This window comes from Streptomyces sp. NPDC059785, from assembly GCF_042732375.1.
Lineage (GTDB): Bacteria > Actinomycetota > Actinomycetes > Streptomycetales > Streptomycetaceae > Streptomyces.
Genome location: NZ_JBHWHV010000005.1, coordinates 199068 through 222454, shown reverse-complemented (window position 1 = coordinate 222454; position 23387 = coordinate 199068). Strand labels below are relative to the sequence as shown.

Here is a 23387-nt window from a genome sequence, read left to right as displayed (position 1 = left end):
GCCATACGCTTTGACCCCCGGTCGGGGGGGCTGGTTTTTGTGTAAACGCCCCCGCGCTTCCGGTGCGGGCGGGGCGGCACGGGAGAGGGGGGGGGGGCCCGGCCGGGCACCCGCCCCTTCATCGGCTCGCAATGCCTGAATGCCTAGATGAACGAGTTGATCTCGATCGTCTCGTCGCGGCCCGGACCGACGCCGATCGCCGAGATCGGCGCGCCGGACATCTCCTCGAGCGCCTTGACGTACGCCTGGGCGTTCTTCGGCAGGTCCTCGAAGGTCTTGGCCTTGGTGATGTCCTCGGACCAGCCGGGCAGCGTCTCGTAGACGGGCTTCGCGTGGTGGAAGTCGGTCTGCGAGTACGGCAGTTCCTCGACCCGCTTGCCGTCGATCTCGTACGCGACGCAGACCGGGATCTGCTCCCAGCCGGTCAGCACGTCCAGCTTGGTGAGGAAGAAGTCCGTCAGGCCGTTCACGCGGGTCGCGTAGCGGGCGATGACGGCGTCGAACCAGCCGCAGCGCCGGTCACGGCCGGTGGTCACACCGCGCTCGCCGCCGATGCGGCGCAGCGCCTCGCCGTCCTCGTCGAACAGCTCCGTCGGGAACGGGCCCGCGCCGACGCGGGTCGTGTACGCCTTCAGGATGCCGATCACGCGGCTGATCTTCGTCGGGCCGACACCGGCGCCCGTGCAGGCGCCGCCCGCGGTCGGGTTGGACGACGTCACGAAGGGATACGTGCCGTGGTCGATGTCGAGCAGGGTGCCCTGGCCGCCCTCGAAGAGGACCACCTTGTCGTCGTCCAGCGCCTGGTTCAGGATCAGCGCGGTGTCCGCGACGTACGGCTTCAGCCGGTCCGCGTAGGTCAGCAGCTCCTCGACGACCTGGCCCACCTCGATGGCGCGGCGGTTGTAGACCTTGGTGAGCAGCTGGTTCTTGCCGTCGAGGGCCGCCTCGACCTTCTGCGTCAGGATCGACTCGTCGTAGAGGTCCTGGATGCGGATGCCGACGCGGTTGATCTTGTCCGCGTAGGTCGGGCCGATGCCGCGCCCGGTGGTGCCGATCTTCCGCTTGCCGAGGAAGCGTTCCGTCACCTTGTCGACGGTGACGTTGTACGGCGTGATGATGTGAGCGTTGCCGCTGATCAGGAGCTTGGAGGTGTCGACGCCCCGCTCGTTCAGTCCGTTCAGCTCGGAGAACAGGACCGACGGGTCGACGACGACTCCGTTGCCGATCACCGGCGTGCACTCAGGCGTGAGGATTCCGGAAGGGAGGAGGTGCAGGGCGTACTTCTGATCGCCCACGACCACCGTATGGCCGGCGTTGTTGCCGCCCTGGTAGCGCACCACGTAGTCCACGGATCCACCGAGCAGGTCGGTGGCCTTCCCCTTGCCTTCGTCACCCCACTGAGCACCGAGCAGCACAAGTGCGGGCACAGGCGTACACCCCTTCCGGGCGGGGCATGTCCAAGGTCGGGGACGTACACGGCCGCGTTTCGCGACCGTGTGCACCGGCGACCTTCATTGGCCGCGACCGTCGGACCGGATGCCCCGGAATAGACGAAGCCCCTGGCGCAATAGCGCAAGGGGCTCTTGCACAAAGATGCTACCCGAGGAAGCGAGGCATGACCGAGGTGGCGGCTTCCGACCAGCTCCTGGTGGTCATCGACCCGGTCGCGCGTCGCAGCGACGGGGAGTCGGTACGGATCGCGAAAGACGTGCTCAGCGCGGGTGCGGTCACCAAGGTGTGCCTCCCTGAGGGGCCCGAGGAATTCGCCCGTGCACTGGACCGCAGGGGTGCCCGGCGGCCGGTCGTCATCGGCGACGACCGGGCCCTGCTGCGGGCCGTGACCCTGTTGCACCGGCGGCGGGAAATCGCCGGTTGCGTGCTCTCCTGGGTGCCCGTCGGCGGCACGCTGTCGCTCGCCCGCGCGCTCGGCGTGCCGACGGGCGCCGTGGCGGCGGCGCGCACGGTCCTCGACGGCACCGAGCGGCGCCTCGACCTGCTGGTGGACGACAGCGACGGCGTGGTCCTCGGCGGCCTGACGATCCCGCCGCTGCCGACGGAGACGCCCGGCGGTACCGGAACGCGGGGCCGGTTCCCGCTGTCCGCCCGCGCACGCGGACGGACAGCGGGCGCCGTGCTGCGGGGGCGGCTGGCGGCGGGGGGTGGGGCTTCACCGGCGGGGGCCGGGACGTCATCGGCGGGGGCCGGGCCTTCAGCGGCGGGGGGTGGGGCTTCACCGGCCGGAGCCGGGCCTTCACCGACCGGAGCCGGGCCTTCACCGGCGGGGGCTGCGGGGTCCGCGTCGGAGGGCGGGGCGGGGGCCGGGTCCGGAGTCGCTTGGGGGGCCGCGTCGGGGGCTTCGACCGCGGGGGCTCCGTCGGGGGCTTCGACCACAGGGGCTCCGTCGGGGGCCTCGACCACAGGGGCTCCGTCGGGGGCCTCGACCGCAGGGTCTCCGTCGGGGGCTTCGACCGCGGGGTCCGGGGCGTCGGGTGGGTCCACGGCCGGGGCGTCAGGTGAGGCGTCCGCGTCGTCGCCGGAGTCGTCGGGCGGGCCGTCGTCTTCGAGTGGTGCCTCCACGTCGGCCGGCACCCCGTCGGCCTCGGGCGCCCCGGGCTCTCCCGGCCCTTCCGGCACCTTGGACTCCCCGGGCACATTGGACTCCCCCGGCACCCCCGGCACCCCCAGCTCCTCCCCCTCCTCCCCGCAGGTGTCCTCGGCACACCACTGGCTGCGTACCTGCCAGTCGCTGGTCCGTACGCTCGCCGCGCGCCCCGCGCGGTCGGCCCCGCCGCCCCCGCCCCCGGCCCGGCTGCGGATCGAGGTCGACGGCGTGATGCTCGTCGATCTCGACCAGCCCGTGGCGGCGCTGTCGGTGACGCCCTGTTCCGGAGGGACGGCCGAGGTGGAGGTCCGGCGGCTGTCCGTGGGCGCCGAGGCCGCGCCCCTGCGGGCGGTCGGCCGGCGCGTCACCGTCTCGGGCACGGACTTCCGCTACCGCGCGGACACGGAGATCGCGGGGCCGGTACGGACCCGGACGTGGACGGTGCGGGAAGGGGCCTGGGGGCTCACACTGCCGGGGTGAGTGGGGCTTCGCGTCACGTCCGGACTCGGAACCTCAGCCCTCGGGCTCGGACGCGAGACCTCAGCCCTTAGGCTCGGACGCGGACTCGGACTCGGACTCAGCCTTCGGGCTCGAGCCCACCAGTTCTCCCGGGCCCGGCCGGCCGGCCACGAGCGTCCGGCGGTGGACACGCCAGCGTTCCATCATCGCCGCGATCTCGCCCTCCACGAACTCGAAGAAGGCGAGGGTCTCCGCGAGGCGGCGGCCCGCCGGGGTCTCGGGGCCGAGGCTGGTGACGCCGTCCCGCAGCGCCCGCTCCCAGAGCTGGAGCACGCCCTCGCGGTTGGTCAGCGTCTCGTACCACTGGTCGCCGTGCACGCGGTAGCGCTCGCGCCGTGAGCCGGGTTCGCGCTCACGCGACACCATCCGCTGCTGCGCGAGGTAGCGCACCGCGCCGGAGACGGCGGCCGGGCTGACCTTGAGCCGTTCGCCGAGTTCGGCGGAGGTCAGGGCGCCGGAGTCGGAGGCGAGCAGCGCCGCGAAGACACGGGCCGGCATCCGCTGCATACCGGCCTGGACGAGCTGTGCCGCGAAGTTCTCCACGAACTGCGAGACGGACTCGGGGTCCCGGCGAAACGTCCCGTCCGTCATGTCTGCGTCCTTTCCACCGGCACCTCGCACGTGTTCACCCTCCCGAGTCTAACGATGCTTTATCAACTTCCTAACCTTCACAAGTTTCTGAAAGATGCGTACGCTCGAAACCATGACGAAGGCAATCACCGTCTCCGGACTGCACAAGTCGTTCGGCAGGACGCACGCGCTGGACGGCCTCGACCTGACCGTCGAGGCCGGTGAAGTCCACGGTTTCCTGGGCCCGAACGGCGCCGGGAAGTCCACCACCATCCGCGTCCTGCTCGGCCTGCTGCGCGCCGACTCGGGCGCCGCGCAGGTGCTCGGCCGCGATCCCTGGGCCGACGCGGTGGAGCTGCACCGCCGGGTCGCGTACGTCCCCGGCGACGTCACCCTGTGGCGCAACCTGTCCGGCGGCGAGGTCATCGACCTGCTCGGCAGACTGCGCGGCGGCCTCGACCGGGCGCGCCGCGCGGAGCTGACCGAACGCTTCGAGCTGGACCCGACGAAGAAGGGGCGTACGTACTCCAAGGGCAACCGCCAGAAGGTCGCCCTCGTCGCCGCCTTCGCCTCGGACGTCGACCTGCTGATCCTGGACGAGCCGACCTCGGGGCTCGACCCGCTGATGGAGGAGGTCTTCCAGCGGTGCGTGGCCGAGGAGCGCGACCGGGGCCGGACGATCCTGCTGTCCTCGCACATCCTGAGCGAGGTGGAGGAGCTGTGCGACCGGGTCAGCATCATCCGCAAGGGCGTCACCGTGGAGAGCGGTTCCCTCGCCGACCTGCGCCATCTGACCCGTACCGCCGTCTCCGCCGAGCTGGCGCGCCCGGCGGCCGGGCTCGCCGAGCTGCCCGGCGTCCACGGCGCCGAGGTGCACGGCACGCGGGCCCGGCTCCAGGTCGACACCGACAAGCTGGACGCCGTACTGAGGGCGCTGACCGACGCGGGCGTGCGGTCGCTGACGTCGACGCCGCCCACGCTGGAGGAGCTGTTCCTGCGGCACTACCAGGACGACCTGCGCGCCCCCGGCGCGGAGCGGGCCGGGAACGCGAAGGGGGCGATGGCGCGATGACCGCCGTGGCCGCCCGCGTCCCGCCCGTCGCCCGGCACGGCAGGTCCCGTCCGCTCGCCGGGACCGGCGCCCTGCTGCGGTTCGCGCTGCGCCGGGACCGGCTGGTGATCCCGCTGTGGGTGCTGCTCATCGGCCTGACGGTGCTCTCCATGCCGAACGCGCTGGAGAGCGTCTACGCCACCCCCGCCGACCGGGCCCAGGTCGCCCGGCAGATGCTGGCCAACAGCTCACTGCGCGCCACGTACGGGCCGGTCTTCGGCGACTCGCTCGGCACCCTCGTCGCCTGGCGCTTCGGCGTGTACGGGGGCGTCTTCGCCGGCGTCATGAGCCTGCTGATCGTCGTCCGGCACACCCGGGACGAGGAGGAGGGCGGCCGTCAGGAACTGGTCTCCTCGGCGATGGTGGGGCGGCGCGCGCCGCTGACGGCCGCGCTGCTCACGGCGTTCACCGCGAACGCGGCGCTGGCGCTGCTGATCGCGGTGGGCCTCGCGGGCCAGGGCGCGCCGGGTGCCCTGGCGTTCGGCCTGGCCATCGGAGGCGCGGGCATGGTCTTCGCGACGATGGCCGCGATCGCCGCCCAGTTCACGGAGAGCGCGCGGCTGGCGAAGGGGCTGACGGGCGGGCTGCTCGGCGCGGCGTTCGTCCTGCGGGCGGCGGGCGACGCGGCGACCGACGACGGTTCCTCGGTGCTGACCTGGCTGTCGCCGCTCGGCTGGCTGGAGAACGTACGGGCGTTCGCGGACGAACGCTGGTGGGTACTGCTGCTGTTCCTGGCCGCCGCCGCGCTCCAGGGCCTGGCCGCCTACGAACTGGCCGGCCGCCGCGACCTCGGCATGAGCTTCCTGCCGACCCGACCGGGCCCCGCCGAGGGCCGGATCCGCACGGCCGCCGGACTGGCCTGGCGGCTCCAGCGCGGCGGCGTGTTCGGCTGGGGCCTCGGTTTCCTCGCCGCGGGCGCCGCCTTCGGCGCCATCACCAAGGGGGCGGCCGACCTCGTCGGCGACAACGAACGGACCCGGGAGATGATCGAGCGCATGGGCGGCCAGAGCGGTATCACGGACGCCTTCCTCGCCACGATGACCGGCATGCTCGGCATGGTCGCCGCGCTGTACGCCGTGGCGTCGGTGGAGCGGCTGCACGGCGAGGAGACCTCGGGCCGGGCCGAACCGGTCCTGGCGAACGCGGTCGGCCGGCTGCGCTGGGCCGCGGGGCACCTGGTCGTCGCCTTCGCGGGTTCCGCCCTGCTGATGCTTCTCGGCGGTCTGGGGCTGGGCGCGGGCTACGGTCACGGTGACGCCTTCGGGTCCGTGCTCGCCGGGTGTCTGGTCCAGCTCCCCGCGATCTGGCTGATCGCCGCCCTCGCGGTCCTGCTGCACGGCCTGTCGCCCCAACTGGCCCCGGCCGCGTGGGCAGCGGCGGGCGCGGCCCTCGTCCTCGGCTGGATCGGCCCCGCCCTCGATGCCCCGCAGGCGGTCCTGGACGTCTCGCCCTTCACCCACCTGCCGAAGCTGCCGGGCGGCGACATGAACTGGCCGCCGGTGCTTGCCCTGACGGCGGTCGCCGTCGCCCTCACGGTGCTGGGTCTGGCCGGGCTCAGGCGGCGGGACATGACCACGACGTGATCAGAGCTGCCCCGCCGCCCCGCCGCCGCTCAGACCGCGACCCGCAGCTCCTTCAGTCCCCGCATCACGAAGTTGGGCCTGCGCTCGGGGGTGGCGGCGAGGTGCAGCCCCGGGGCCAGGTCGAGCAGCGCGGTCAGGGAGGCGGCCAGTTCGATCCGCGCCAGGGGCGCACCGATGCAGTAATGAATCCCCGCGCTGAAGGAGATGTGCGGATTCTCCCGGCGGGAGAGGTCCAGCTTCTCGGGATCGGCGAAGACGGCGGGATCGTGATTGGCGGCCCCGAAGAGCATGGCGATCTCGGACCCGCGGGGAATCGCGGTCCCGTCGATCTCGATGTCCTCCAGCACCCAGCGCTCGAAGAGCTGGAGCGGGGTGTCGTACCGCATCAGCTCCTCCACGGCGGTGGGCACGAGGGCGCGGTCCGCGCGCAGGGCGGCGAGCTGATCGGGGTTCCGGAACAGCGCCCACCACCCGTTGACTGTCGCGTTGACCGTCGCCTCGTGCCCGGCGTTCAGCAGCAGCACGCAGGTGGAGATCATCTCCTGCTCGGTGAGCCGGTCGCCCTCGTCGTGCGCGGCGATGAGCCCGGAGACCAGGTCGTCACCGGGCTCCTTGCGCCGCGCGGCGATCAGCTCGCGCAGGTACTCGGTGAACTCGACCGAGGCCCGCACCGCCCTGGCCGCCGTCTCCTCCGACGGATTCAGTTCGTACATCCCGCAGATGTCCGCCGACCAGGGCCGCAGCGGCGCCCGCTCGGACTCCGGGATGCCCAGCATCTCGGCGATCACGGCGACGGGCAGCGGCTCGGCGACGTCGGTCAGCAGGTCACCGCCGCCTGCCGCCACGAGGTCGGCGACCAGTTCCGAGGCCAACTGGTGCACGTACGGCCGCAGTCGCTCGACCGTCCTCGGCGTGAACGCCTTCGACACCAGCCGCCGGATCCGGGTGTGGTCCGGCGGCTCCAGATCGAGCATCCCGTGATCGTTGAGCACGTGGAACGGCTCGTGCTCGGGCGGCGGCGCGGTGCGCCCGAAGTCCTCGTGCGTGAACCGGTGCGTGTAGGTACGGCCGAGCCGGCGGTCGCGCAGCAGCGCGGCCACGTCCGCGTGGTGTGGCACGAGCCACTGATTACTGGGCTCGTAGTAGTGCACGCGCCCCAGCGCCCGCAGCTCCGCGAACGCGGGGTAGGGATCGGCGACGAACGCCGGGTCCCACGGATCGAAGACGCCCTCGACACGACGCCCGGTTGCTGACATGCGGGGACGCTAACGCGGTCGGCCCACCTGTGAACAGGGGGTTCCCCTGACGAACTCCAGGAGGGCGGTGAACGCGCCGCGGGGGAAGAGGAGGGTGCCGTGAGCGGGGTTCTTGGAGTCACGGATGGCTATTCGGGGCGGGAGGTCCGCGATCTCCAGGCAGTTGTTGCCCTCACCGCCGCCTGAATAGGTCGACTTTCGCCAGTTCATTTCCTGGTGTACCACGCGGATCACAGCTCCTTTGCCAGTCGGCGAACGAAGTCCCGCGACGCATCGGGGGCCAAGGACGCACTCTTCACCTTGTCAAAAAGGGCTCGCAGACGCTTCAGTTGTGGTTCCCCGTCGATAAGGACGGTGCCCGTGGGAGCGTCTCGCAGCCCGGTGTCCAGCCGAGGAACGGGATACGCCATGTACATCATTGTGCCGTCGGCTCCGGCGAAGCCGTCGAGGTCGATCGGGATGACCCGGACAGTGACCCGTCCTTGCTCGATCATGTCCAGGACCCGACCCAGTTGCCCACGTGAGTCCCGGCGTTCGGCGACGCGTACACGCAGGGCGAACTCGTGAATGACCGCCTCATAGGGAGTCGGACTGTCACCTTCGATGACCACGCGCCGTTTCATTCGATGCTCGACGCGCAGGTCCAACTCGTTCTCCGGCAACTCCGGACGCATGTACCTGAACACAGCTCGGGCGTAGTCCGGGGTCTGAAGGAGGCCGGGGATATAGGTGATGGCGACTTCCCGTAGCGAGATCGCGTGATGCTCCGCCTCCGCCAGGTCCATGTTGATTTGCGGCAGTATCCCGCGGTACTTGTCCCACCAGCCGTGGCCGCGCTCAGCAGCCATGGCCGTCAACGCGTCGATCAACGCCTCGTCCGTGCAGGCGTAGTGCGCCGCGAGGCGGCGGATGCGCTCCGGGCTGACCCCAGCGATGCCTGCCTCCATCTGGCTCATCTGGGTCGAGGTCGAGTTCAGGAAGGCCGCCACCTCCCGAGCCTTCAGGCCGGCCGCCTCACGCAGTCTGCGCAGTTCGGTCCCCAGGCGTGCCTGTCGGGCCGTGGGGTGACTCCTCGGCGGCATGCGCTTCCCTGCTTTCAACGGCCGTACGGTCATGCCTCGTTCGGGTGCCACATTACGGCAGCCGCTTGCGGCGTAATAAATTTATGCCTACCGTCGGTGATGTGCCAGGCACGCTGTGGCAGCAGCGTGTATCGAGCCGTCCCCTCACCGATCAGGAGCTTCCCCATGCCCGAAATCGCCAGCGCCCCCTGGGAGTACACCCTCCTCATCCCCAACGACCTCCGTGCCGTCACCGTCAGCCGCCGTACCCTCCGCCTCATCCTCACCGTGCACGGACTGATCCGCCTCGTGGACGTAGCGGAGCTGCTAGCAGCCGAGTTGGTGTCCAATGCCGTGCGGCATACCAAGGGGCCCTCCGCCCTCGGCGTGTGCTGGGCGCCGCCCGGAACCCTGCGGCTCGGGGCCTGGGACGCCGATCCCGAGCCGCCGCCCGCGTCGCCCAAGTACCTGATGCCGACCGCCGAGGCCGAGGAAGGGCGGGGGCTCGCGCTCGTGCGGGCCTGCGCCGACCTCTGGGGGTGGCAACCCCAGTGGCGGGACGGGAGCCGGGGGAAGTACGTGTGGTGCGAGCTGGCCGCCGCCTGAGGCGCGGACACGCGGCATTTGGCGCGTGTCCCGTGGCCTCAGCCCGGCGTCACCAGTCTCGCCTCGTACGCGAACACCGCCGCCTGCGTGCGGTCGCGCAGGCCCAGCTTGACCAGGATGCGGCTCACGTGGGTCTTGATGGTGGACTCGGCGACGACCAGCCGGCTCGCTATCTCCGCGTTCGACAGGCCCTGGGCGATCAGCACCAGGACCTCCGTCTCCCGGTCGGTCAGCTCGCCGTACGCCTCCTGCGAGGGCATCAGCCGCGGGGTCTCCGCCATCCCGGAGAACGTCGTGATCAGCCGCTTCGTGACCGAGGGGGCCAGCAGCGCTTCCCCCGCCGCCACCACCCGGACCCCGTCAGCGAGTTGACGGGCGGAGGCGTCCTTCAGCAGGAAGCCGGACGCGCCCGCGCGCAGCGCCTGATACACGTACTCGTCCAGGTCGAAGGTGGTCAGCACCAGCACCTTCGAGTCACCGCCCATCGCGACGATCTCCCGCGTCGCCTCGATGCCGTTCATCTCCGGCATGCGGATGTCCATCAGGACGACGTCCGGGGCCAGCTCCCGCACCTTCGTGACCGCGTCCCGGCCGTTGACCGCCTCGCCGACGACCTCGATGCCGGACATCGCGTTCAACAGCACCGAGAAGCCCTCGCGCACCATCATCTGGTCGTCCGCGATAAGGACCCGGATGGTCATGATCCGTCCCCGTCCCCGTCCCCGTCCCCGTCCTCGCTCGTCGGCGGCACGGGCGGTACCAGCGGCACCGGCAAGTACACCGCCACCTCGTAACCCCCGTCCTCCACCGCTCCCGCCGTCATCTCGCCGTCCAGCATCGACACCCGCTCCCGCATGCCCGTGATGCCGTGTCCCGCGCCGGGTGAGGGCTTGACCAGGGACGTCGCCGGCACCGGGCCGTTGACTATGCGCAGGCCCAGACCGCCGAGGACGTAGGAGACCTCGACCCGGGCGTCCGCGCCCGGCGCGTGCCGCAGCGTGTTGCTCAGCGCCTCCTGCACGATGCGGTACGCCGACAGCTCCACCCCGGGCGGCAGCTCCCGCACCGCGCCGGTCAGCACCTTGTCGACGCTCAGGCCCGCCTCGCGCACATTGGCCAGCAGCCCGTCCAGGTCGCCCAGGGTCGGCTGCGGGGCGTCCGGGGCCTCGTAGTCCTCGGCGCGGACCACACCGAGCACGCGGCGCAGCTCCGTCAGGGCCGCCACCGCGTTCTCCCTGATCGTCGCGAAGGCGCGTGCCAGCTCCTCCGGCGGGTTCTCCACCCGGTAGGGCGCGGCCTCCGCCTGGATGCAGACCACCGACATGTGGTGCGCGACCACGTCGTGCAGCTCGCGGGCGATGGTCGTGCGCTCCTCCAGCAGGGTCCGCCTGGAGCGCTCGTGCTCCGTGACCGTCTGCTGCGCGGTCACCTCCCGTTCGGCGGTGCGACGTATGTGCCGGACCGCCACGATCAGCAGGGCCAGCGCCGAGACGATGAGCATGGGCGCGGTGTCGAAGCTGTAGTGGTCGTCGCTGAACAGGGCCACCGCGCCTATGCCGTAGGCCCCTGTCAGCCCCCACATCCACGCCGCCGTGCGGGGGCTGGTCCGCAGGGCCACGATGACCAGCACGGCCAGGTGGCAGGCGAAGCTGCCCGGCCGCCACGGCCAGTCGGCCCAATGGTCGTTCCACGTCATCCACGCGGTGAGAGGGGTGGCCGCCATGGAGACCCAGAAGGCGCCGATGGGCCGCAGCAGCGTCAGCAGGACCGGTACCAGGGCGAGCAGCCCGCTGAGCTGCGTGAAGAAGCCGTCCTGAGGGGAGGACGCTCCGATGCCCATCACCAGCAGGCCGACACCCACCACCGCACCGTGCGGTATCCATGCCGCGTACCGCCGCAGGCGCGGGGACAGCCGCCTGGTCAGCCTGCCGTCCACGCGCATGCGCGGGAGCGGGTCATAGGCGAAGGCGTCGTCCAGCAGCTCGCGTCGCAGTCCGCGCCAGGCGTCCGCGGCCATCCGGAACTCCGGGCTGCGCGCTCTGCCCTCCCGGTCCCCCGGCTGCGTGTTCGTCGGCATCTGCGTGGTCGTCTCGGTCACGTTTCCCAAGGTAGGCGGAGGCCCACCACCCCGTCGTCACCAGTGAGAAGCATCCTTCCGGCTCCCCCTCAAGTACTACGGGCCCCGCCGCCGTCACCAGGCCAGTTGCCCGATCTCCTCCGCCACCACCGCGCACGCGTCGGCCGCCGGGTCGATCAGGGGGAAGTGGCCGACGTCCTCCAGCAGCGTCAGGCCGACCACCTCGCCGGCCCGCGCCGCCGCGTCCGCGTAGGACTCGGCGACCGCCTGCGGGACGACGACGTCGCCGCGGCCCTGGACCAGGGTGGTGGCGATGCCGGTCGGCACGAGGAGGGCGGGGTCGGCGTACGCCCGGCGCTCCGCGAACGTCGCCGCGCCGCCGAGGAACTGGACGGCGGCCCCGGAGCAGACGTCCAGTTTCTCCGCGACGCCGAAGTCCGCGAGGGGCGCGAGGGCCACCACACCGCGCAGCGGGGCGGGCCCGTCGGTGCGCCAGGGGGCGTCGGCCGGCAGCAGGTGGCGGGCCGCGGCCCACAGCGCCAGGTGGCCGCCCGCGGAGTGCCCGGTGAGCACCGTGCGCCGCGGATCCGCCTGCGGCAGCGCCTCCCGTACCAGCGCGGGCAGGGCGTCGAGCGCGGCGGCGACGTCGTCCAAGGTCTCCGGCCAGCGGCCCGCGACCGGGCCCTTGCCGCCCTGCGCGGGGACGGTGCCGCCCGCGCCGCCCCGCCGGTACTCGACATTGGCCACGGCGAAGCCGCGCCGGGCCAGGAAGTCGGCGAACGGGGTGACGTGGCGGCGGTCGTACGGAGTCCGCCAGGCGCCGCCGTGCAGGATCACGACCAGCGGGGCCAGGGCCGCCGCCGGGTCGTCCGGGCCGCGCGGGGCGTAGAAGTCGATCACCTGGTCGGGATGGTCGCCGTAGGCGGCCACGGCGTCGGGGTCGACCGGCGGGTGCGAGAAGGCCGACGCCTCCTCCTGGGTGTCCCGGGCGGCGTCGCGGGCGTCCGCGTCACCCGGTTCTGCGGCATCGCGGGGAGCGGCGTCGTCCGGCATGCTCCAACAACCTCTCAGCGTCGAAACGGAATTGGGCGGTGCGCGGCCCGGTGGTGACCGGGGGGTCACCTGATGGTGATTCGGCCGTTGGCCGGGACGGTATCAGGCGGGTGACGTGGGCGGACATGGGGTTGTCACGCTCGGTGAAGAGCAAACGGTTCCCCTGTCTCGTTACGCTGACCCGGCCACCCGGCCACCCGGCCACCCGGCCACCCGGCCACCCGACGCACGACGCACGACGCACGACGCACGACGCACGACACAACGAAGCGACCGACCACCCGACGCACGCCACAACGAAGCGACCGACGACCCGCCCGACCGAAACTCACGGAGGCCCCATGCCCGCCGAGCCCTCCATGCCTGCCGAGCCCGCCGCGTCCGCCGCGACCCCCGCGTCCGCCGCGACCCCCGCGTCCGCCGCGACCCCCGCGTCCGCCGCGGCCTCCGCGGCCTCCGCCTCCGCCGAGCCCGGCACCGTCCGCCCCGGTGGCCGCACCGCGCGGGTGCGCGCCGCCGTCCTGCGCGCGGCCGGGGACATACTGGCCGAGCAGGGTTTCGCGCGGCTCGACCTGGCGGACGTGGCCCGGCGGGCCGAGGTCGGCAAGACGACGGTGTACCGCCGGTGGGGCACCGTGACGGGCCTGGTCGCGGACCTGCTCGTCGACATGGCCGAGCAGTCGCTGCCCCGCGCCGACACCGGTTCCGTACTGGACGACCTGCGCGCCAACGCCGAACTGGTCCGGCGGACCCTGGCCGACGACCGGCAGGGCCCGCTGTTCCGCGCGGTCATCGCGGCGGCCACCTGCGACCCGCGCACCGCCGAGGCGCTGGCCCGCTTCTACGACGTACGCGTCGCGGAGTGGGTGCCCTGCGTCGAGCGCGGTGTCGAGCGCGGCGAACTGCCGCCGGACACCGACCCCGCGCTGGTCGTACGCGCGGTGTCGGCGCCCCTCTACTACGCGCTGCTCACCACCGGGACGGTCCCGGACCGGGCCGCGGCGGACCGCGCGGCACGCGCCGCCGTCGCCGCGGCCACGGCGGGGGCGTACGCGATCACCGAGCGCCCCTGAGACCTCGCCGCCCCCGAGGCCGGGTCACCCCAGGGCCTCCCCCAGGACCTCCCCCAGCACCCGCGCCGCCCGCTCCGCGTCCGCGAACCCCGTGTACAGCGGCGTGAACCCGAAGCGGAGCACGTCGGGGCGGCGGAAGTCGCCGACCACGCCGCGCTCGACGAGCCGCCGCATCACGCCGCCCGCGTCCGGGCACCGCAGCGCGACCTGGCTGCCCCGTTCGGCGTGCGCGGCCGGGGTCAGGGACTCCACCCGGCCCCCGGGCACGTACGCGGTGACGCACTCCAGGAAGAAGTCCGTCAGGGCGAGGGACTTGGCCCGTACCGCCTCGATGGTGACCGCCTCGTCGTCCCACACGTCCAGGGCGGCGTCCAGGGCGAGCATGGAAAGGATGTCGGGCGTGCCGACCCGGCCGCGCAGAGCCCCCGGGGCCGCCTCGAACTCCGCCCGCATGCCGAAGGGTTCGGCGTGCGAGTTCCAGCCGGGCAGCGGAGAGTCGAAGCGGTCCTGGAGCCCGGACCGCACGTAAAGGTACGCGGGCGAACCCGGCCCCCCGTTCAGGAACTTGTACGTGCAGCCCACCGCGAGGTCGACCCCGTGCGCGTCGAGCCCGACCGGCAGGGCGCCCGCGCTGTGGCAGAGGTCCCACACGACGTACGCCCCCGCGGCGTGTACGGCGGCGGTCAGCCCTGCCAGGTCGTGCAGCCGGCCGGTGCGGTAGTCGACGTGGTTGAGCAGCACCGCGGCGGTACGGGGGCCGAGGGCGGCGGGTACGTCGCCCGGGGCCACGGGCCGCACGGTGCAGCCCGTCATCCGGGCCGCCGAGCCGGCGATGTATCCGTCCGTGGGGAACGTCGAGGCGTCGACCAGGATCTCGTCGCGCCCAGGACCGTTCCCGCGGTTCCCGCCGTCCCGTCCATCGGCTTCGGCGAGCCGCACCGCGCCCACCACCGCCTTGAAGACGTTGACGCTGGTCGAGTCGCCGACGACGATCCGCCCTGGTCCGGCGCCCACCAGCGGGGCGATGCGGTCGCCGATCCGCTCGGGCGCCGTCCACCAGCCGCTCTCCTCCCAGGACCGGATCCGCAGCTCGCCCCACTGTCTTCCGACGACGTCCGCCACGCGGCCGGGCACGTGCGCGGGCAGCGCGCCCAGCGAGTTCCCGTCGAGGTAGACGACGTCGTCGAGCACGAACCGGTCGCGCAGCGCGCCGAGCCGGTCATCCGCGTCCAGCTCCTCGGCCTTCTTGAGCAGTACGGGCGGCCGGTCAGACATGGGACCTCGCCGTCCACAGCTCGGGAAAGACATTGCTCCGCGCCCGCTTCTCCAGCCAGGCCACCCCGGCGGAGCCGCCGGTGCCCGTCTTCGCGCCCATGGCCCGCCGGGTGGCGACGAGATGATCGTTGCGCCAGCGCCAGACCAGCTCGGCTATGTCGGTCAGGACCTCGCCGAGCCGGGCGAGGTCCGCGCTCTCGTCGCCGGAGTAGAGCTCCGTCCAGACGGCCTCGACCTCGGGCGAGGGCTCGTACTTGCGGGAGACGTCGCGCCGCAGCACGGCGTCCGGTACGGCGTGCCCGCGCCGGGCGAGCAGCCGCAGCACCTCGTCGTACAGGCTGGGCTCCTGGAGCGCCTTCTCCAGTTCGTCGTGGACGCGCGGCGCGCCCCGGTGCGGGGCCAGCATGGACGCGGACTTCTCGCCGAGCAGGAACTCCATGCGCCGGTACATCGCGGACTGGAAGCCGGACCCCTCGCCGAGGGAGCCGCGGTAGGAGTTGAACTGCGCGGGTGTCAGCCCGCCGAGCGGCTTCCAGGAGGCGTTCAGCGCCTCCAGCTCGCGGACCGACCGCTTCAGCGCGGCGGTCGCGGCCGGTACGTCGCCCGCGCGCAGGGACCGCGACGCGGTCTCCCACTCGTGGACGATCACCGTGAACCACAACTCCATGACCTGGGTGGTCACCAGGAAAACCATTTCCCCTGGATCGTCGGAGAGGGTGTGCTGGAGGTGGGTCAGGACGTCGGCCTGGACGTAGTCCTCGTAGGGCGTCGTCCCTCGGAAGTCGAGATGCGGGGCCTCTGGCTCGTGCATCGCTGTCTCCTGTTGTGTACTCCGGGTAGCGGTCCGCCCCTGCCGTTACCGGCACGGGGGCCCCGGTCCCCGGATGCATCCTCATCAATGCTCTCCCGAAACTTCAAGGCGCGCCCGATCTCCGGCCGAAGACGGAGCCGAGGACGGCGCCGAAGACGGATCCGAGGGCACGGGCCGGGGAGTACCAGGCGTACGGGCAGTACGGGCAGTACGGGGAGTACGGGGAGTACGGGGAGTACGTACGAGGATCAGGACCAGGGCCGCCGCGAGGAGACCGATGGCGCCCGCCACGGCGTTCGCGGTGTCCAGGCCGGCCGCGAAGGCGCTGTGCAGCCGGTGCGCGGGAAGGACGCCGCGCAGCGCTTCGGCGCCGCCGCCCGCGAGCGCGTGGGCGGCACCGTGCGGGTCCGCGGTGCCGTGCAGGCTGTGTTCCATCCGGGCCGTCGCGACGGTCCCGAAGACGGCGACGCCGAAGGCGTAACCGAGCTGGCGGAAGGTGTTGACCGCGCCGCCCGCCATACCGGCGTTCTCGGCCGGGACGGCGGCGAGGGCGGCGCCCGCCACCGACGGGTTCACCAGGCCCACGCCGAAACCGCAGACGACGAGCCCGGCCGTGAGCGCGGGCCACGACGAGTCCGCGTCGAGCACCGCCTGCCCCAGGGTGCCGCCCCCGATGAGCAGCAGTCCGCCGCCGATGGTCAGCCGGGCGGACGCCCCGTGCAGCAGCCGGCCGCTCAGCGCCGCCGCGACGAAGGCGGCGACGGCGAGCGGTATCAGCACCAGACCGCCGCGGATCGGGCTCATGCCCAGCAGGGTCTGGAGCCAGATCGAGGTGTACGGGAGCACACCGAACGCCACGGCGTTCAGGGCCAGCGCGCCGACCATCACGCCCACGAAGGCCGGGCGGCGGAACAGCGAGAGGTCCAGCAGGGGGTGCGCCGTCCGCCGCTCGACCACGACGAAGGCGATCAGGGACACGGCCGCGACCGCGAAGGCGAGCACCGTCTGAGCCGATCCCCAGCCGACGGCCTCCGCCCGCACCACGGCGAACGTCGTCCCGCCCGCGAACAGAGCGAAGGCGGCCGTACCCGCCCAGTCGACCCGCTTGCCCCGCGGCGACCTGGACTCGCTGACGGTCCGCAGGGTGAGCCAGACGGCGAGGACGCTCACCGGCAGATTGACGAAGAAGATCCACCGCCACCCCACGCTCTGAGTGAGGACGCCGCCGAGGATCGGCCCGCACGCGGCGGCGGCACCGCTGACCGCGCCCCACACGCCGAGCGCGACCGAGCGGTCCCGCCCCTGGTACGCCGCGCCGAGCAGCGACAGCGTGGTGGCGAACATGGCGGCGGCGCCGATCCCCTGGAGCCCGCGGAACAGCACGAGCGTCGTGGAGTTCACCGCGAGGCCGCAGGCGAGGGACGCGGCGGCGAAGAGTGCCGTGCCGACCGCGTAGACCCGGCGGCGGCCGACGATGTCGGCCAGTACGCCCGCGCCGAGCAGCAGGGCGGCGAGCGTCAACGCGTAGATGTCGAGCACCCATTGCAGTCCGGAGAGGGACGCGTCGAGCGCGTCCGCGATCTCCGGCATCGCCACGATGACGATGGTGACGTCCAGCAGCAGCATGAACGTCCCCAGACAGACCGCGATCAGCGGCCTCCACTTGGCCATGTACACCCAACTCCCTCAGCGGTTACGTGTTCCGGTTACGTGTTCCGGTGGACGCCACGCAGAATGGGTGCGGACGGCACCGACCCGCCGGTCACGGGCCGTCGTTCCTCGTTTTCCGACACCCAGAAGGGCGCAGGGGATGGGATCCGACACATTCGACGCGCTCGACCTCAAGGTGCTGCACGCGCTGGAGGTGGCGGGGCGCGCTCCCTTCAGCCGCATCGCGGAGGTGCTGGACGTCTCGGACCAGACGGTCGCCCGCCGCTACCGCCGGCTGCGCGCCGAGGCGGCGCTGCGGGTGGTGGGGGTGCGCGACGGCATCCGGCTGGGGCAGGACCAGTGGATGCTTCAGCTCCGCTGTGCGCCGGACGCGGCTGAGGTGATCGCGCGGGCGCTGGCCCGGCGGCCCGACACCGCCTGGATCGCGCTGGCCTCCGGAGGCACCGAGGTCGTCTGTGTGACGCGCGCCCGGTCCCGGGGCGAGCAGGAGGACCTGCTGCTCAGCAAGTTGCCCCGGACGCCCAGCATCGTCGAGATCCGGGCCCATCAGGTGCTGCACCGGTTCTTCGGCGGTCCGGTGGGATGGCTGAGCAAATCGCGGGCGCTGACGGGCCGGCAGGCCGCGCAACTGCGGGGTCCGGTGGAGCCGCCCGGCACCGCGGAGCCGCCTCGCATCACCGCCGAGGACGAGCCGATCGTCGGCGTCCTCGAACGGGACGGCCGGGCCACCTACCCCGAGCTGCGGCGGGCGACGGGCGGCACGGAACCGGTGCTCAAGCGCAGGCTGTCCCGGCTGCTGTCGTCCGGCGCGTTCTTCATCGACCTCGAATTCGACGTCGGCCGCTTCGGGTACGGCACCCGGGCCGTCCTGTGGGTCTCCGCCGCGCCCGGCGCCCTGGAGGAGGTCGGCAACGCCCTGGCCGCGCATCCTGAGGTGGCCTTCGTGGCGGCCGTCGCGGGCGGGGCGTGCGACCTGGTCGCCGTCGTCATCACCCGGGACAACGCGGAGCTGTTCCGCTACCTGGCCCGTGGCGTCGGCGGACTGCCCGGCGTCGTACGCTCCGAGACGTCACCGGTACTGAGACACGTCAAGCAGCTCACGTACGGGGCGTGACGTGGGTGCCCCGCCGCCCGGCGGGAGGCGGGGCGGCGGATGGCAGACTGCACTCATGACGACGCACAAGAACCTGCTGGGCGGCCCGGAACCGACCCGGCTGCCCGAGAACGAAGAGGCGTACCGCCTGCTGGGCGAGGAGTCGCTGCCGCCGGCGGAGGTCGCCGCGCGGTACCCGACGTTCTCGCTCGCCTGGGCGATGCTCGCCGACGACGCCTTCGAGGCCGGACGGGTCGTCGAGTCGTACGCGTACGCCCGCACCGGATACCACCGCGGTCTGGACGCGCTGCGCCGGGCCGGCTGGAAGGGCCACGGACCCGTCCCGTGGGACCACCGGGCCAACCGCGGCTTCCTGCGCTGCCTCGCCGCCCTCGCCCGCGCCGCGGAGGCGATCGACGAGAAGGACGAGGCGGAACGCTGCCTGCAATTCCTGAAGGACAGCAGCGAAGAGGCGTTCGCGGAACTGCGCCGGTAGCCCCCGGCCAGGGCGCCCCTACGGGGGCGCCCTGAAGGGGCGCGGGGAACGGCGCGACCAGCCACAACGCACCCGCACCCGACCCACAGCCCGCTCAGGGGCGCGGGGAACTGCGCGGAAAACCACAGCGAACCCGCACCCGCCCCACCGACCCCGTACCCCCCGACTCACCGCCCTCTCAGGGGCGCGGAGAACTGCGCGAAGAACCACAACGAACCCGCACCCGCCCCACCGACCCCGTACCCCCGGCTCACCGCCCCCGCCGCTCCCCCTCCAACGGCGGAGCCGACACGTTGCCGTGGGTGCGGCACTCCGGCCGCCGGCATCCCTCCGCCGGACGGCGGACCGTCGCGAAGGCCAGCGCCGACCCGATCACCAGCACCCCCGCGCACAGCGGCATCGCCCGCCGGAACGCGTCGTCGAACTGCTCCGCCGAGCGGTACGCCTCCGGCCCCATGCCGGTGAGCAGCGGCAGCGCGGCCACCGCGACGAGACCGGCCACCCGGGCCGCCGCGTTGTTGATACCGCTGGCAAGACCGGCCCGCGCGGCGTCCACGGAGGCCAGGACGGTGGCCGTCAGCGGCGCGACCAGGGTGACCATGCCCGAGCCCATGACAAGGAGCGCGGGCAGGACGTCGGCCACGTAGGAGGCGTCGGGGCCCACGCGCAGCATCAGCAGCATGCCGCCCGCGCACAGCAGCGGCCCCGCCGTGAGCGGGATGCGCGGCCCGATGCGCTTGGCCAGGTCGCCGGAGCGGGCGGAGAACAGCAGCATCAGGACGGTCGTCGGGAGCAGCGCCGTACCGGCGGCCAGCGGTGAGTAACCGGCCACGACCTGAAGCTGGAGCCCGGCCAGGAAGAAGAACCCGCCGAAGGCGGCGTAGACGCACAGGGTCACCAGGTTGACCGCCGTGAACTGGCGGGAGGCGAAGATGCCGGGCGGCAGCATCGGATCCGCGCGCCGCTTCTCCACGTACCCGAAGCCGATCCCGGCCGCGACCCCGGCGACCGCGCAGAGGGCGACGACGAGGGAGCCGCCGCGCGCCTCGATCAGCGCGTACGTCACCAGGGCCAGACAGAGCGCGCCGAGCGCGGCGCCGAGCACGTCGAAGCGGCGGTGCCCGCGAGCACCCGCAGTGGTGTCGCCCCCGCCCGGAACGGCGCCGCCGCCCGATTCCGGCACGTGCCGCAGGGCGACGGGTACGCACAGCACGGCCAGCGGGATGTTCAGCAGGAAGACCCAGCGCCAGCCGGGGCCGTCCACGAGCCAGCCGCCGACGAACGGGCCGACGGCCGCGCCGACACCGCCGAACCCGGACCAGAGCCCGACCGCTCTCGACCGGTCGTCGGGGTGGAAGGACGCCTGGATGATCGCGAGCGAGCCGGGCGTCAGCAGGGCGCCGCCGACGCCCTGGAGGGCCCGCGCGGCGATCAGCACGCCCGCGTTGGGCGCGAGACCGCAGAGCAGCGAGGCCACCGCGAACCACACCACGCCGAGGACGAAGACCTTCCGGCGTCCGTACCGGTCGCCGAGCGCCCCGCCGATGAGGATCAGACCCGCGAGCGTCAGCATGTACGCGTTGACGGTCCACTGGAGCGCGGTCAGGTCGCTGTCCAGGTCGCGGCCGATGCGCGGCAGGGCGACGTTGACGACGGTCGAGTCCAGCAGGGCCATGCTCGAACCGAGCACCGTGGTGAACAGGACCCACCGGCCCCGCGGTTCGGCGATCCGGACGCCGGGCGTGGTGTCCGGCGACTCCTGTGCGGGTGCGGGAGCTGGCATGTGCGGATCATCCCGCGCCGACGGCCCGGAGGCCAGCTCCGCCCGCCCGAAGGCCACCTTCGACGGTTGCCGCACAGAACGGGCCCGGCATCCCCAGCGTCTCCTGGGGATGCCGGGCCCGTCCCGGTGCGAGCGGTGCGCTTACTTGATCTTCGTGCCCGTCGAGCGCAGGTGGCCGCAGGCCGCCGTGACGCGCTCGGCCATCGACGCCTCGGCGAGCTTGCCCCAGGTGCGCGGGTCGTACGTCTTCTTGTTGCCGACCTCGCCGTCGACCTTCAGGACGCCGTCGTAGTTGCGGAACATGTGGTCCGCGATCGGGCGGGTGAACGCGTACTGCGTGTCCGTGTCCAGGTTCATCTTCACCACGCCGTTGTCCAGCGCGGTGGCGATCTCCTCGGCCGTGGAGCCGGAGCCGCCGTGGAAGACGAAGTCGAACGGGGACGCCTTGCCGAACTTGGCGGCGACGCCCTCGCTCAGCTCCTTGAGGAGCTCGGGGCGCAGGACGACGTTGCCCGGCTTGTACACACCATGCACGTTGCCGAACGACGCGGCGAGCAGGTAGCGGCCCTTTTCACCCAGGCCCAGGGCCTCGGCGGTGCGGATCGCGTCGTCGACCGTGGTGTAGAGGGAGTCGTTGATCTCGTGCGAGACGCCGTCCTCCTCGCCGCCGGTCGGGGTGATCTCGACCTCGAGGATGATGTTCGCCTTGCGGGCCTTCTCCAGGAGTTCCTGGGCGATCCGCAGGTTGTCGTCGAGGGTCTCGGCCGAGCCGTCCCACATGTGGGACTGGAACAGCGGGTTCTGCCCCTTGCCGACGCGCTCCTCGGAGATCGCGATCAGCGGACGCACGTACCCGTCGAGCTTGTCCTTGGGGCAGTGGTCCGTGTGCAGCGCGATGTTGACCGGGTACTTCTCGGCGACGATGTGCGCGAACTCGGCCAGCGCGACCGCGCCGCTGACCATGTCCTTCTTGTACTGCCCGCCCAGGAACTCGGCACCGCCGGTGGAGATCTGGACGATGCCGTCGCTCTCGGCCTCCGCGAAGCCGCGCAGCGCAGCGTGCAGGGTCTGGGTCGAGGTCACGTTGATGGCCGGGTAGGCGAACTTGCCTGCCTTCGCCCGGTCGAGCATCTCGGCGTAGACCTCGGGGGTTGCGATGGGCATCTGTCCGCTCCTTGTATGTGCGGGTGGCGTGTTGCTTACGGCCCTGACCTAGGGGGCGACGTCATCGTCGTCCCCATCTTTCCAGACTTGGCCGGATGCTCCAGACAGCGCGTCCGGCCTGTGGACAACCGGGCCCTGAGCCTGTGGACGAACGGGGCCGGACTTCGTGAGAGGTGTGCGCCGCGTCAGTCGAGCCCGAGCTCGTCCTTCGAGAACGCGAAGAGGTACGGCACCCCCGCGCCCTGCTCGATCTTCTCGGCCGCGCCCGTCGCCCGGTCCACGATGGTGGCGACGCCGACGACCTCGGCACCGGCCTCGCGCACGGCCTCGACGGCGGCCAGCGGGGAGCCGCCCGTGGTGGAGGTGTCCTCGACGACGAGGACCCGGCGGCCGGCGATGTCCGGACCCTCGACCCGGCGCTGCATCCCGTGCGCCTTGGCGGCCTTGCGCACCACGAAGGCGTCGAGCCGCTGCCCGCGCGCGGCGGCGGCGTGCAGCATCGAGGCGGCCACCGGGTCGGCGCCCATGGTGAGCCCGCCGACGGCGTCGAAGCCGAGCTCCGCGGTGAGGTCGAGCAGCACCTGTCCGACCAGCGGTGCGGCCTCCCCGTCGAGGGTGACGCGGCGCAGGTCTACGTAGTAGTCGGCCTCGAGCCCCGAGGAGAGGGTCACCTTGCCGTGCACCACGGCCTTGTCCTTGATCTGTTGCAGCAGCGCGCCGCGTACGTCACTCATACGAGTCAGCTTAAGGGCGGGACCCGGCCGGGTTCCGCCCCCGCCTCACAGGCGTCGCCAGGTCCAGGTCATGGTGGCTTCCAGCGGCTCGATGGGCGTGACCAGCCTGGGCGCGGTGTTGAGCCCGTTGGGCGGACCGGTCTGCGGCTCCACGCAGACGGCGGCCTCCTGCTCGTCGTACACGACGACCCACTCCTCGCGGCTGGTGACCTTCAGCTCCAACTGCCCCGGCCAGGTCAGGGTGGTGTCGACGCCGCCGGGCATCCCGAAGCAGTCGTCCCACGGGCCGGGCTTCGGGTCGGTCCGCCGCCCGGTCGGCAGGTGGTCGTCCCCGCGCTCCTCCTGCCAGGCGGGCGCGAAGTCGATCTCCACGTCCGCGCCGCCGAGGCTGCGGTTGAACCACGGGTGCCAGCCGATCTGCGCCGGAAAGGACGACTCGTACGTCTCCACGGCCGTGGTGAGCGTGAGGCTGTCCCCGCCGAGGGTGAAGACCTGCGTGACCCGGCCGGGGTACGGCCAGGGTTCGACCAGGTCGTACGTGATGACGGCCTCGGTGCCGTCGGCCCGCGCGGTGCGCCAGGCGCCGTCCCGGGTGGTGCCGTGGATGGCGTGCGGCGGGGAGTTGAGGGGCATCTCGTGGACGGTGCCGCCGTTGCGGAACCGCCCCTCACGGATCCGCCCGCACCAGGGCACCATCGGGAAGCAGCCGAACTTCGCGCCCTGCCGCAGCAGTTCGACGCCGCCGATCCGCAGTCCGCCCACCCGTCCGCCGTTGCCCGGCTGGACGGTCACCTCCGCGTCGCCCGCGGTCAGCGTGATGTCTTCGCTACTCACGTACCGACCCTACTG

21 protein-coding genes and 2 pseudogenes are annotated in these 23387 nt (G+C 72.5%); 8 read left to right on the top strand and 15 right to left on the bottom strand.

Features of this window, described 5'->3' with window-relative positions; genetic code table 11:
- Positions 1–143 precede the first annotated feature (143 nt).
- Positions 144–1427, bottom strand: a complete 1284-nt coding sequence (locus ACFV6E_RS05920) for an adenylosuccinate synthase (protein WP_385162112.1) — start codon at positions 1425–1427, stop codon at positions 144–146.
- A 188-nt stretch (positions 1428–1615) separates the two neighbouring features.
- On the opposite strand from ACFV6E_RS05920, the pseudogene ACFV6E_RS05915 reads away from it, so the two are divergent.
- A pseudogene (locus ACFV6E_RS05915) lies at positions 1616–2050 on the top strand (diacylglycerol kinase family protein); the annotation flags it as partial.
- 672 nt (positions 2051–2722) lie between these two features.
- Positions 2723–3082: pseudogene (locus ACFV6E_RS05910) on the top strand (diacylglycerol kinase); the annotation flags it as partial.
- Positions 3083–3142: 60 nt separating this feature from the next.
- On the opposite strand, the gene ACFV6E_RS05905 reads toward ACFV6E_RS05910, so the two are convergent.
- Positions 3143–3712, bottom strand: coding sequence for a GbsR/MarR family transcriptional regulator (locus ACFV6E_RS05905; RefSeq protein WP_385459604.1), 570 nt, complete (start codon positions 3710–3712; stop codon positions 3143–3145).
- Between the two features lie 112 nt (positions 3713–3824).
- Between ACFV6E_RS05905 and ACFV6E_RS05900 the strand changes: the two genes are divergently transcribed.
- Positions 3825–4763 carry an ATP-binding cassette domain-containing protein gene (locus ACFV6E_RS05900; RefSeq protein ID WP_385459602.1) on the top strand — a complete coding sequence of 313 codons (939 nt, stop codon included), beginning with the start codon at positions 3825–3827 and terminating at the stop codon, positions 4761–4763.
- On the top strand, positions 4760–6385 hold the full coding sequence (locus tag ACFV6E_RS05895) for an ABC transporter permease (protein ID WP_385459600.1): 1626 nt from the start codon (positions 4760–4762) through the stop codon (positions 6383–6385). The genes ACFV6E_RS05900 and ACFV6E_RS05895 overlap by 4 nt, the downstream gene beginning before the upstream one ends.
- Positions 6386–6414: 29 nt before the next feature.
- Here ACFV6E_RS05895 and ACFV6E_RS05890 read toward each other — a convergent pair whose 3' ends face one another.
- From ACFV6E_RS05890 to ACFV6E_RS05880, 3 genes are read right to left on the bottom strand one after another with little or no spacing between them, the layout of a single operon-like run.
- Positions 6415–7641: a cytochrome P450 gene (locus ACFV6E_RS05890; RefSeq protein WP_385459598.1), complete on the bottom strand. Its 1227-nt coding sequence runs from the start codon at positions 7639–7641 to the stop codon at positions 6415–6417.
- Positions 7642–7650: 9 nt separating this feature from the next.
- Entirely contained in the window at positions 7651–7851 is a 201-nt protein-coding gene (locus ACFV6E_RS05885; protein WP_385162201.1) for a DUF397 domain-containing protein, read from the bottom strand.
- 20 nt (positions 7852–7871) lie between these two features.
- The gene (locus ACFV6E_RS05880) at positions 7872–8723 is read right to left on the bottom strand and encodes a helix-turn-helix domain-containing protein (RefSeq protein WP_385162203.1); all 852 of its coding nucleotides are present in this window, start codon (positions 8721–8723) and stop codon (positions 7872–7874) included.
- Between the two features lie 165 nt (positions 8724–8888).
- On the opposite strand from ACFV6E_RS05880, the gene ACFV6E_RS05875 reads away from it, so the two are divergent.
- Positions 8889–9308, top strand: coding sequence for an ATP-binding protein (locus ACFV6E_RS05875; RefSeq protein WP_385459596.1), 420 nt, complete (start codon positions 8889–8891; stop codon positions 9306–9308).
- Positions 9309–9346: 38 nt separating this feature from the next.
- On the opposite strand, the gene ACFV6E_RS05870 is transcribed toward ACFV6E_RS05875, so the two are convergent.
- The 3 genes from ACFV6E_RS05870 to ACFV6E_RS05860 form a co-directional block, all read right to left on the bottom strand.
- On the bottom strand, positions 9347–10009 hold the full coding sequence (locus ACFV6E_RS05870; protein ID WP_385459594.1) for a response regulator: 663 nt from the start codon (positions 10007–10009) through the stop codon (positions 9347–9349).
- Positions 10006–11406, bottom strand: coding sequence for a sensor histidine kinase (locus ACFV6E_RS05865; RefSeq protein ID WP_385459592.1), 1401 nt, complete (start codon positions 11404–11406; stop codon positions 10006–10008). The genes ACFV6E_RS05870 and ACFV6E_RS05865 overlap by 4 nt, the downstream gene beginning before the upstream one ends.
- Positions 11407–11499: 93 nt before the next feature.
- On the bottom strand, positions 11500–12438 hold the full coding sequence (locus ACFV6E_RS05860; protein WP_385459590.1) for an alpha/beta hydrolase: 939 nt from the start codon (positions 12436–12438) through the stop codon (positions 11500–11502).
- Positions 12439–12779: 341 nt separating this feature from the next.
- Here ACFV6E_RS05860 and ACFV6E_RS05855 point away from each other — a divergent pair, with 341 nt between their 5' ends.
- Entirely contained in the window at positions 12780–13511 is a 732-nt protein-coding gene (locus tag ACFV6E_RS05855; protein WP_385459588.1) for a TetR/AcrR family transcriptional regulator, read from the top strand.
- A gap of 24 nt (positions 13512–13535) precedes the next feature.
- Here the strand turns inward: ACFV6E_RS05855 and kynU are convergent, their stop codons facing one another.
- From kynU to ACFV6E_RS05840, 3 genes are all read right to left on the bottom strand, one after another.
- On the bottom strand, positions 13536–14786 hold the full coding sequence (gene kynU, locus ACFV6E_RS05850) for a kynureninase (protein WP_385459586.1): 1251 nt from the start codon (positions 14784–14786) through the stop codon (positions 13536–13538).
- On the bottom strand, positions 14779–15597 hold the full coding sequence (locus ACFV6E_RS05845; RefSeq protein WP_385459584.1) for a tryptophan 2,3-dioxygenase family protein: 819 nt from the start codon (positions 15595–15597) through the stop codon (positions 14779–14781). Before ACFV6E_RS05845 ends, kynU begins: the two co-directional genes overlap by 8 nt.
- Positions 15598–15681: 84 nt before the next feature.
- Positions 15682–17268 (bottom strand): MFS transporter, encoded by a 1587-nt coding sequence (locus ACFV6E_RS05840; RefSeq protein ID WP_385459582.1) that lies wholly within the window; start codon positions 17266–17268, stop codon positions 15682–15684.
- Positions 17269–17407: 139 nt separating this feature from the next.
- Between ACFV6E_RS05840 and ACFV6E_RS05835 the strand changes: the two genes are divergently transcribed.
- Positions 17408–18382 carry an Lrp/AsnC family transcriptional regulator gene (locus ACFV6E_RS05835; RefSeq protein ID WP_385459580.1) on the top strand — a complete coding sequence of 325 codons (975 nt, stop codon included), beginning with the start codon at positions 17408–17410 and terminating at the stop codon, positions 18380–18382.
- Between the two features lie 55 nt (positions 18383–18437).
- On the top strand, positions 18438–18857 hold the full coding sequence (locus tag ACFV6E_RS05830; protein ID WP_385459578.1) for a DUF3151 domain-containing protein: 420 nt from the start codon (positions 18438–18440) through the stop codon (positions 18855–18857).
- Positions 18858–19107: 250 nt separating this feature from the next.
- Here the strand turns inward: ACFV6E_RS05830 and ACFV6E_RS05825 are convergent, their stop codons facing one another.
- From ACFV6E_RS05825 to ACFV6E_RS05810, 4 genes are all read right to left on the bottom strand, one after another.
- Positions 19108–20640 (bottom strand): MFS transporter, encoded by a 1533-nt coding sequence (locus ACFV6E_RS05825; RefSeq protein WP_385459576.1) that lies wholly within the window; start codon positions 20638–20640, stop codon positions 19108–19110.
- A gap of 141 nt (positions 20641–20781) precedes the next feature.
- Positions 20782–21804: a class II fructose-bisphosphate aldolase gene (gene fbaA, locus ACFV6E_RS05820; protein ID WP_385459574.1), complete on the bottom strand. Its 1023-nt coding sequence runs from the start codon at positions 21802–21804 to the stop codon at positions 20782–20784.
- A 185-nt stretch (positions 21805–21989) separates the two neighbouring features.
- The gene (gene pyrE, locus ACFV6E_RS05815) at positions 21990–22538 is read right to left on the bottom strand and encodes an orotate phosphoribosyltransferase (RefSeq protein ID WP_385162140.1); all 549 of its coding nucleotides are present in this window, start codon (positions 22536–22538) and stop codon (positions 21990–21992) included.
- 45 nt (positions 22539–22583) lie between these two features.
- Complete coding sequence (locus ACFV6E_RS05810) at positions 22584–23372, bottom strand: aldose 1-epimerase (RefSeq protein ID WP_385459572.1); 789 nt, start codon at positions 23370–23372, stop codon at positions 22584–22586.
- Positions 23373–23387: the final 15 nt, after the last annotated feature.

What these genes read in the sequence shown, in the direction of transcription:
- ACFV6E_RS05905 (WP_385459604.1), bottom strand. Translation starts at nt 3,712, where the DNA reads ATGACGGACGGGACGTTTCGCCGGGACCCCGAGTCCGTCTCGCAGTTC.
- ACFV6E_RS05900 (WP_385459602.1), top strand. Translation starts at nt 3,825, where the DNA reads ATGACGAAGGCAATCACCGTCTCCGGACTGCACAAGTCGTTCGGCAGG.
- ACFV6E_RS05895 (WP_385459600.1), top strand. Translation starts at nt 4,760, where the DNA reads ATGACCGCCGTGGCCGCCCGCGTCCCGCCCGTCGCCCGGCACGGCAGG.
- ACFV6E_RS05890 (WP_385459598.1), bottom strand. Translation starts at nt 7,641, where the DNA reads ATGTCAGCAACCGGGCGTCGTGTCGAGGGCGTCTTCGATCCGTGGGAC.
- ACFV6E_RS05885 (WP_385162201.1), bottom strand. Translation starts at nt 7,851, where the DNA reads ATGAACTGGCGAAAGTCGACCTATTCAGGCGGCGGTGAGGGCAACAAC.
- ACFV6E_RS05880 (WP_385162203.1), bottom strand. Translation starts at nt 8,723, where the DNA reads ATGCCGCCGAGGAGTCACCCCACGGCCCGACAGGCACGCCTGGGGACC.
- ACFV6E_RS05875 (WP_385459596.1), top strand. Translation starts at nt 8,889, where the DNA reads ATGCCCGAAATCGCCAGCGCCCCCTGGGAGTACACCCTCCTCATCCCC.
- ACFV6E_RS05870 (WP_385459594.1), bottom strand. Translation starts at nt 10,009, where the DNA reads ATGACCATCCGGGTCCTTATCGCGGACGACCAGATGATGGTGCGCGAG.
- ACFV6E_RS05860 (WP_385459590.1), bottom strand. Translation starts at nt 12,438, where the DNA reads ATGCCGGACGACGCCGCTCCCCGCGATGCCGCAGAACCGGGTGACGCG.
- ACFV6E_RS05855 (WP_385459588.1), top strand. Translation starts at nt 12,780, where the DNA reads ATGCCCGCCGAGCCCTCCATGCCTGCCGAGCCCGCCGCGTCCGCCGCG.
- kynU (WP_385459586.1), bottom strand. Translation starts at nt 14,786, where the DNA reads ATGTCTGACCGGCCGCCCGTACTGCTCAAGAAGGCCGAGGAGCTGGAC.
- ACFV6E_RS05845 (WP_385459584.1), bottom strand. Translation starts at nt 15,597, where the DNA reads ATGCACGAGCCAGAGGCCCCGCATCTCGACTTCCGAGGGACGACGCCC.
- ACFV6E_RS05840 (WP_385459582.1), bottom strand. Translation starts at nt 17,268, where the DNA reads ATGGCCAAGTGGAGGCCGCTGATCGCGGTCTGTCTGGGGACGTTCATG.
- ACFV6E_RS05835 (WP_385459580.1), top strand. Translation starts at nt 17,408, where the DNA reads ATGGGATCCGACACATTCGACGCGCTCGACCTCAAGGTGCTGCACGCG.
- ACFV6E_RS05830 (WP_385459578.1), top strand. Translation starts at nt 18,438, where the DNA reads ATGACGACGCACAAGAACCTGCTGGGCGGCCCGGAACCGACCCGGCTG.
- ACFV6E_RS05825 (WP_385459576.1), bottom strand. Translation starts at nt 20,640, where the DNA reads ATGCCAGCTCCCGCACCCGCACAGGAGTCGCCGGACACCACGCCCGGC.
- fbaA (WP_385459574.1), bottom strand. Translation starts at nt 21,804, where the DNA reads ATGCCCATCGCAACCCCCGAGGTCTACGCCGAGATGCTCGACCGGGCG.
- pyrE (WP_385162140.1), bottom strand. Translation starts at nt 22,538, where the DNA reads ATGAGTGACGTACGCGGCGCGCTGCTGCAACAGATCAAGGACAAGGCC.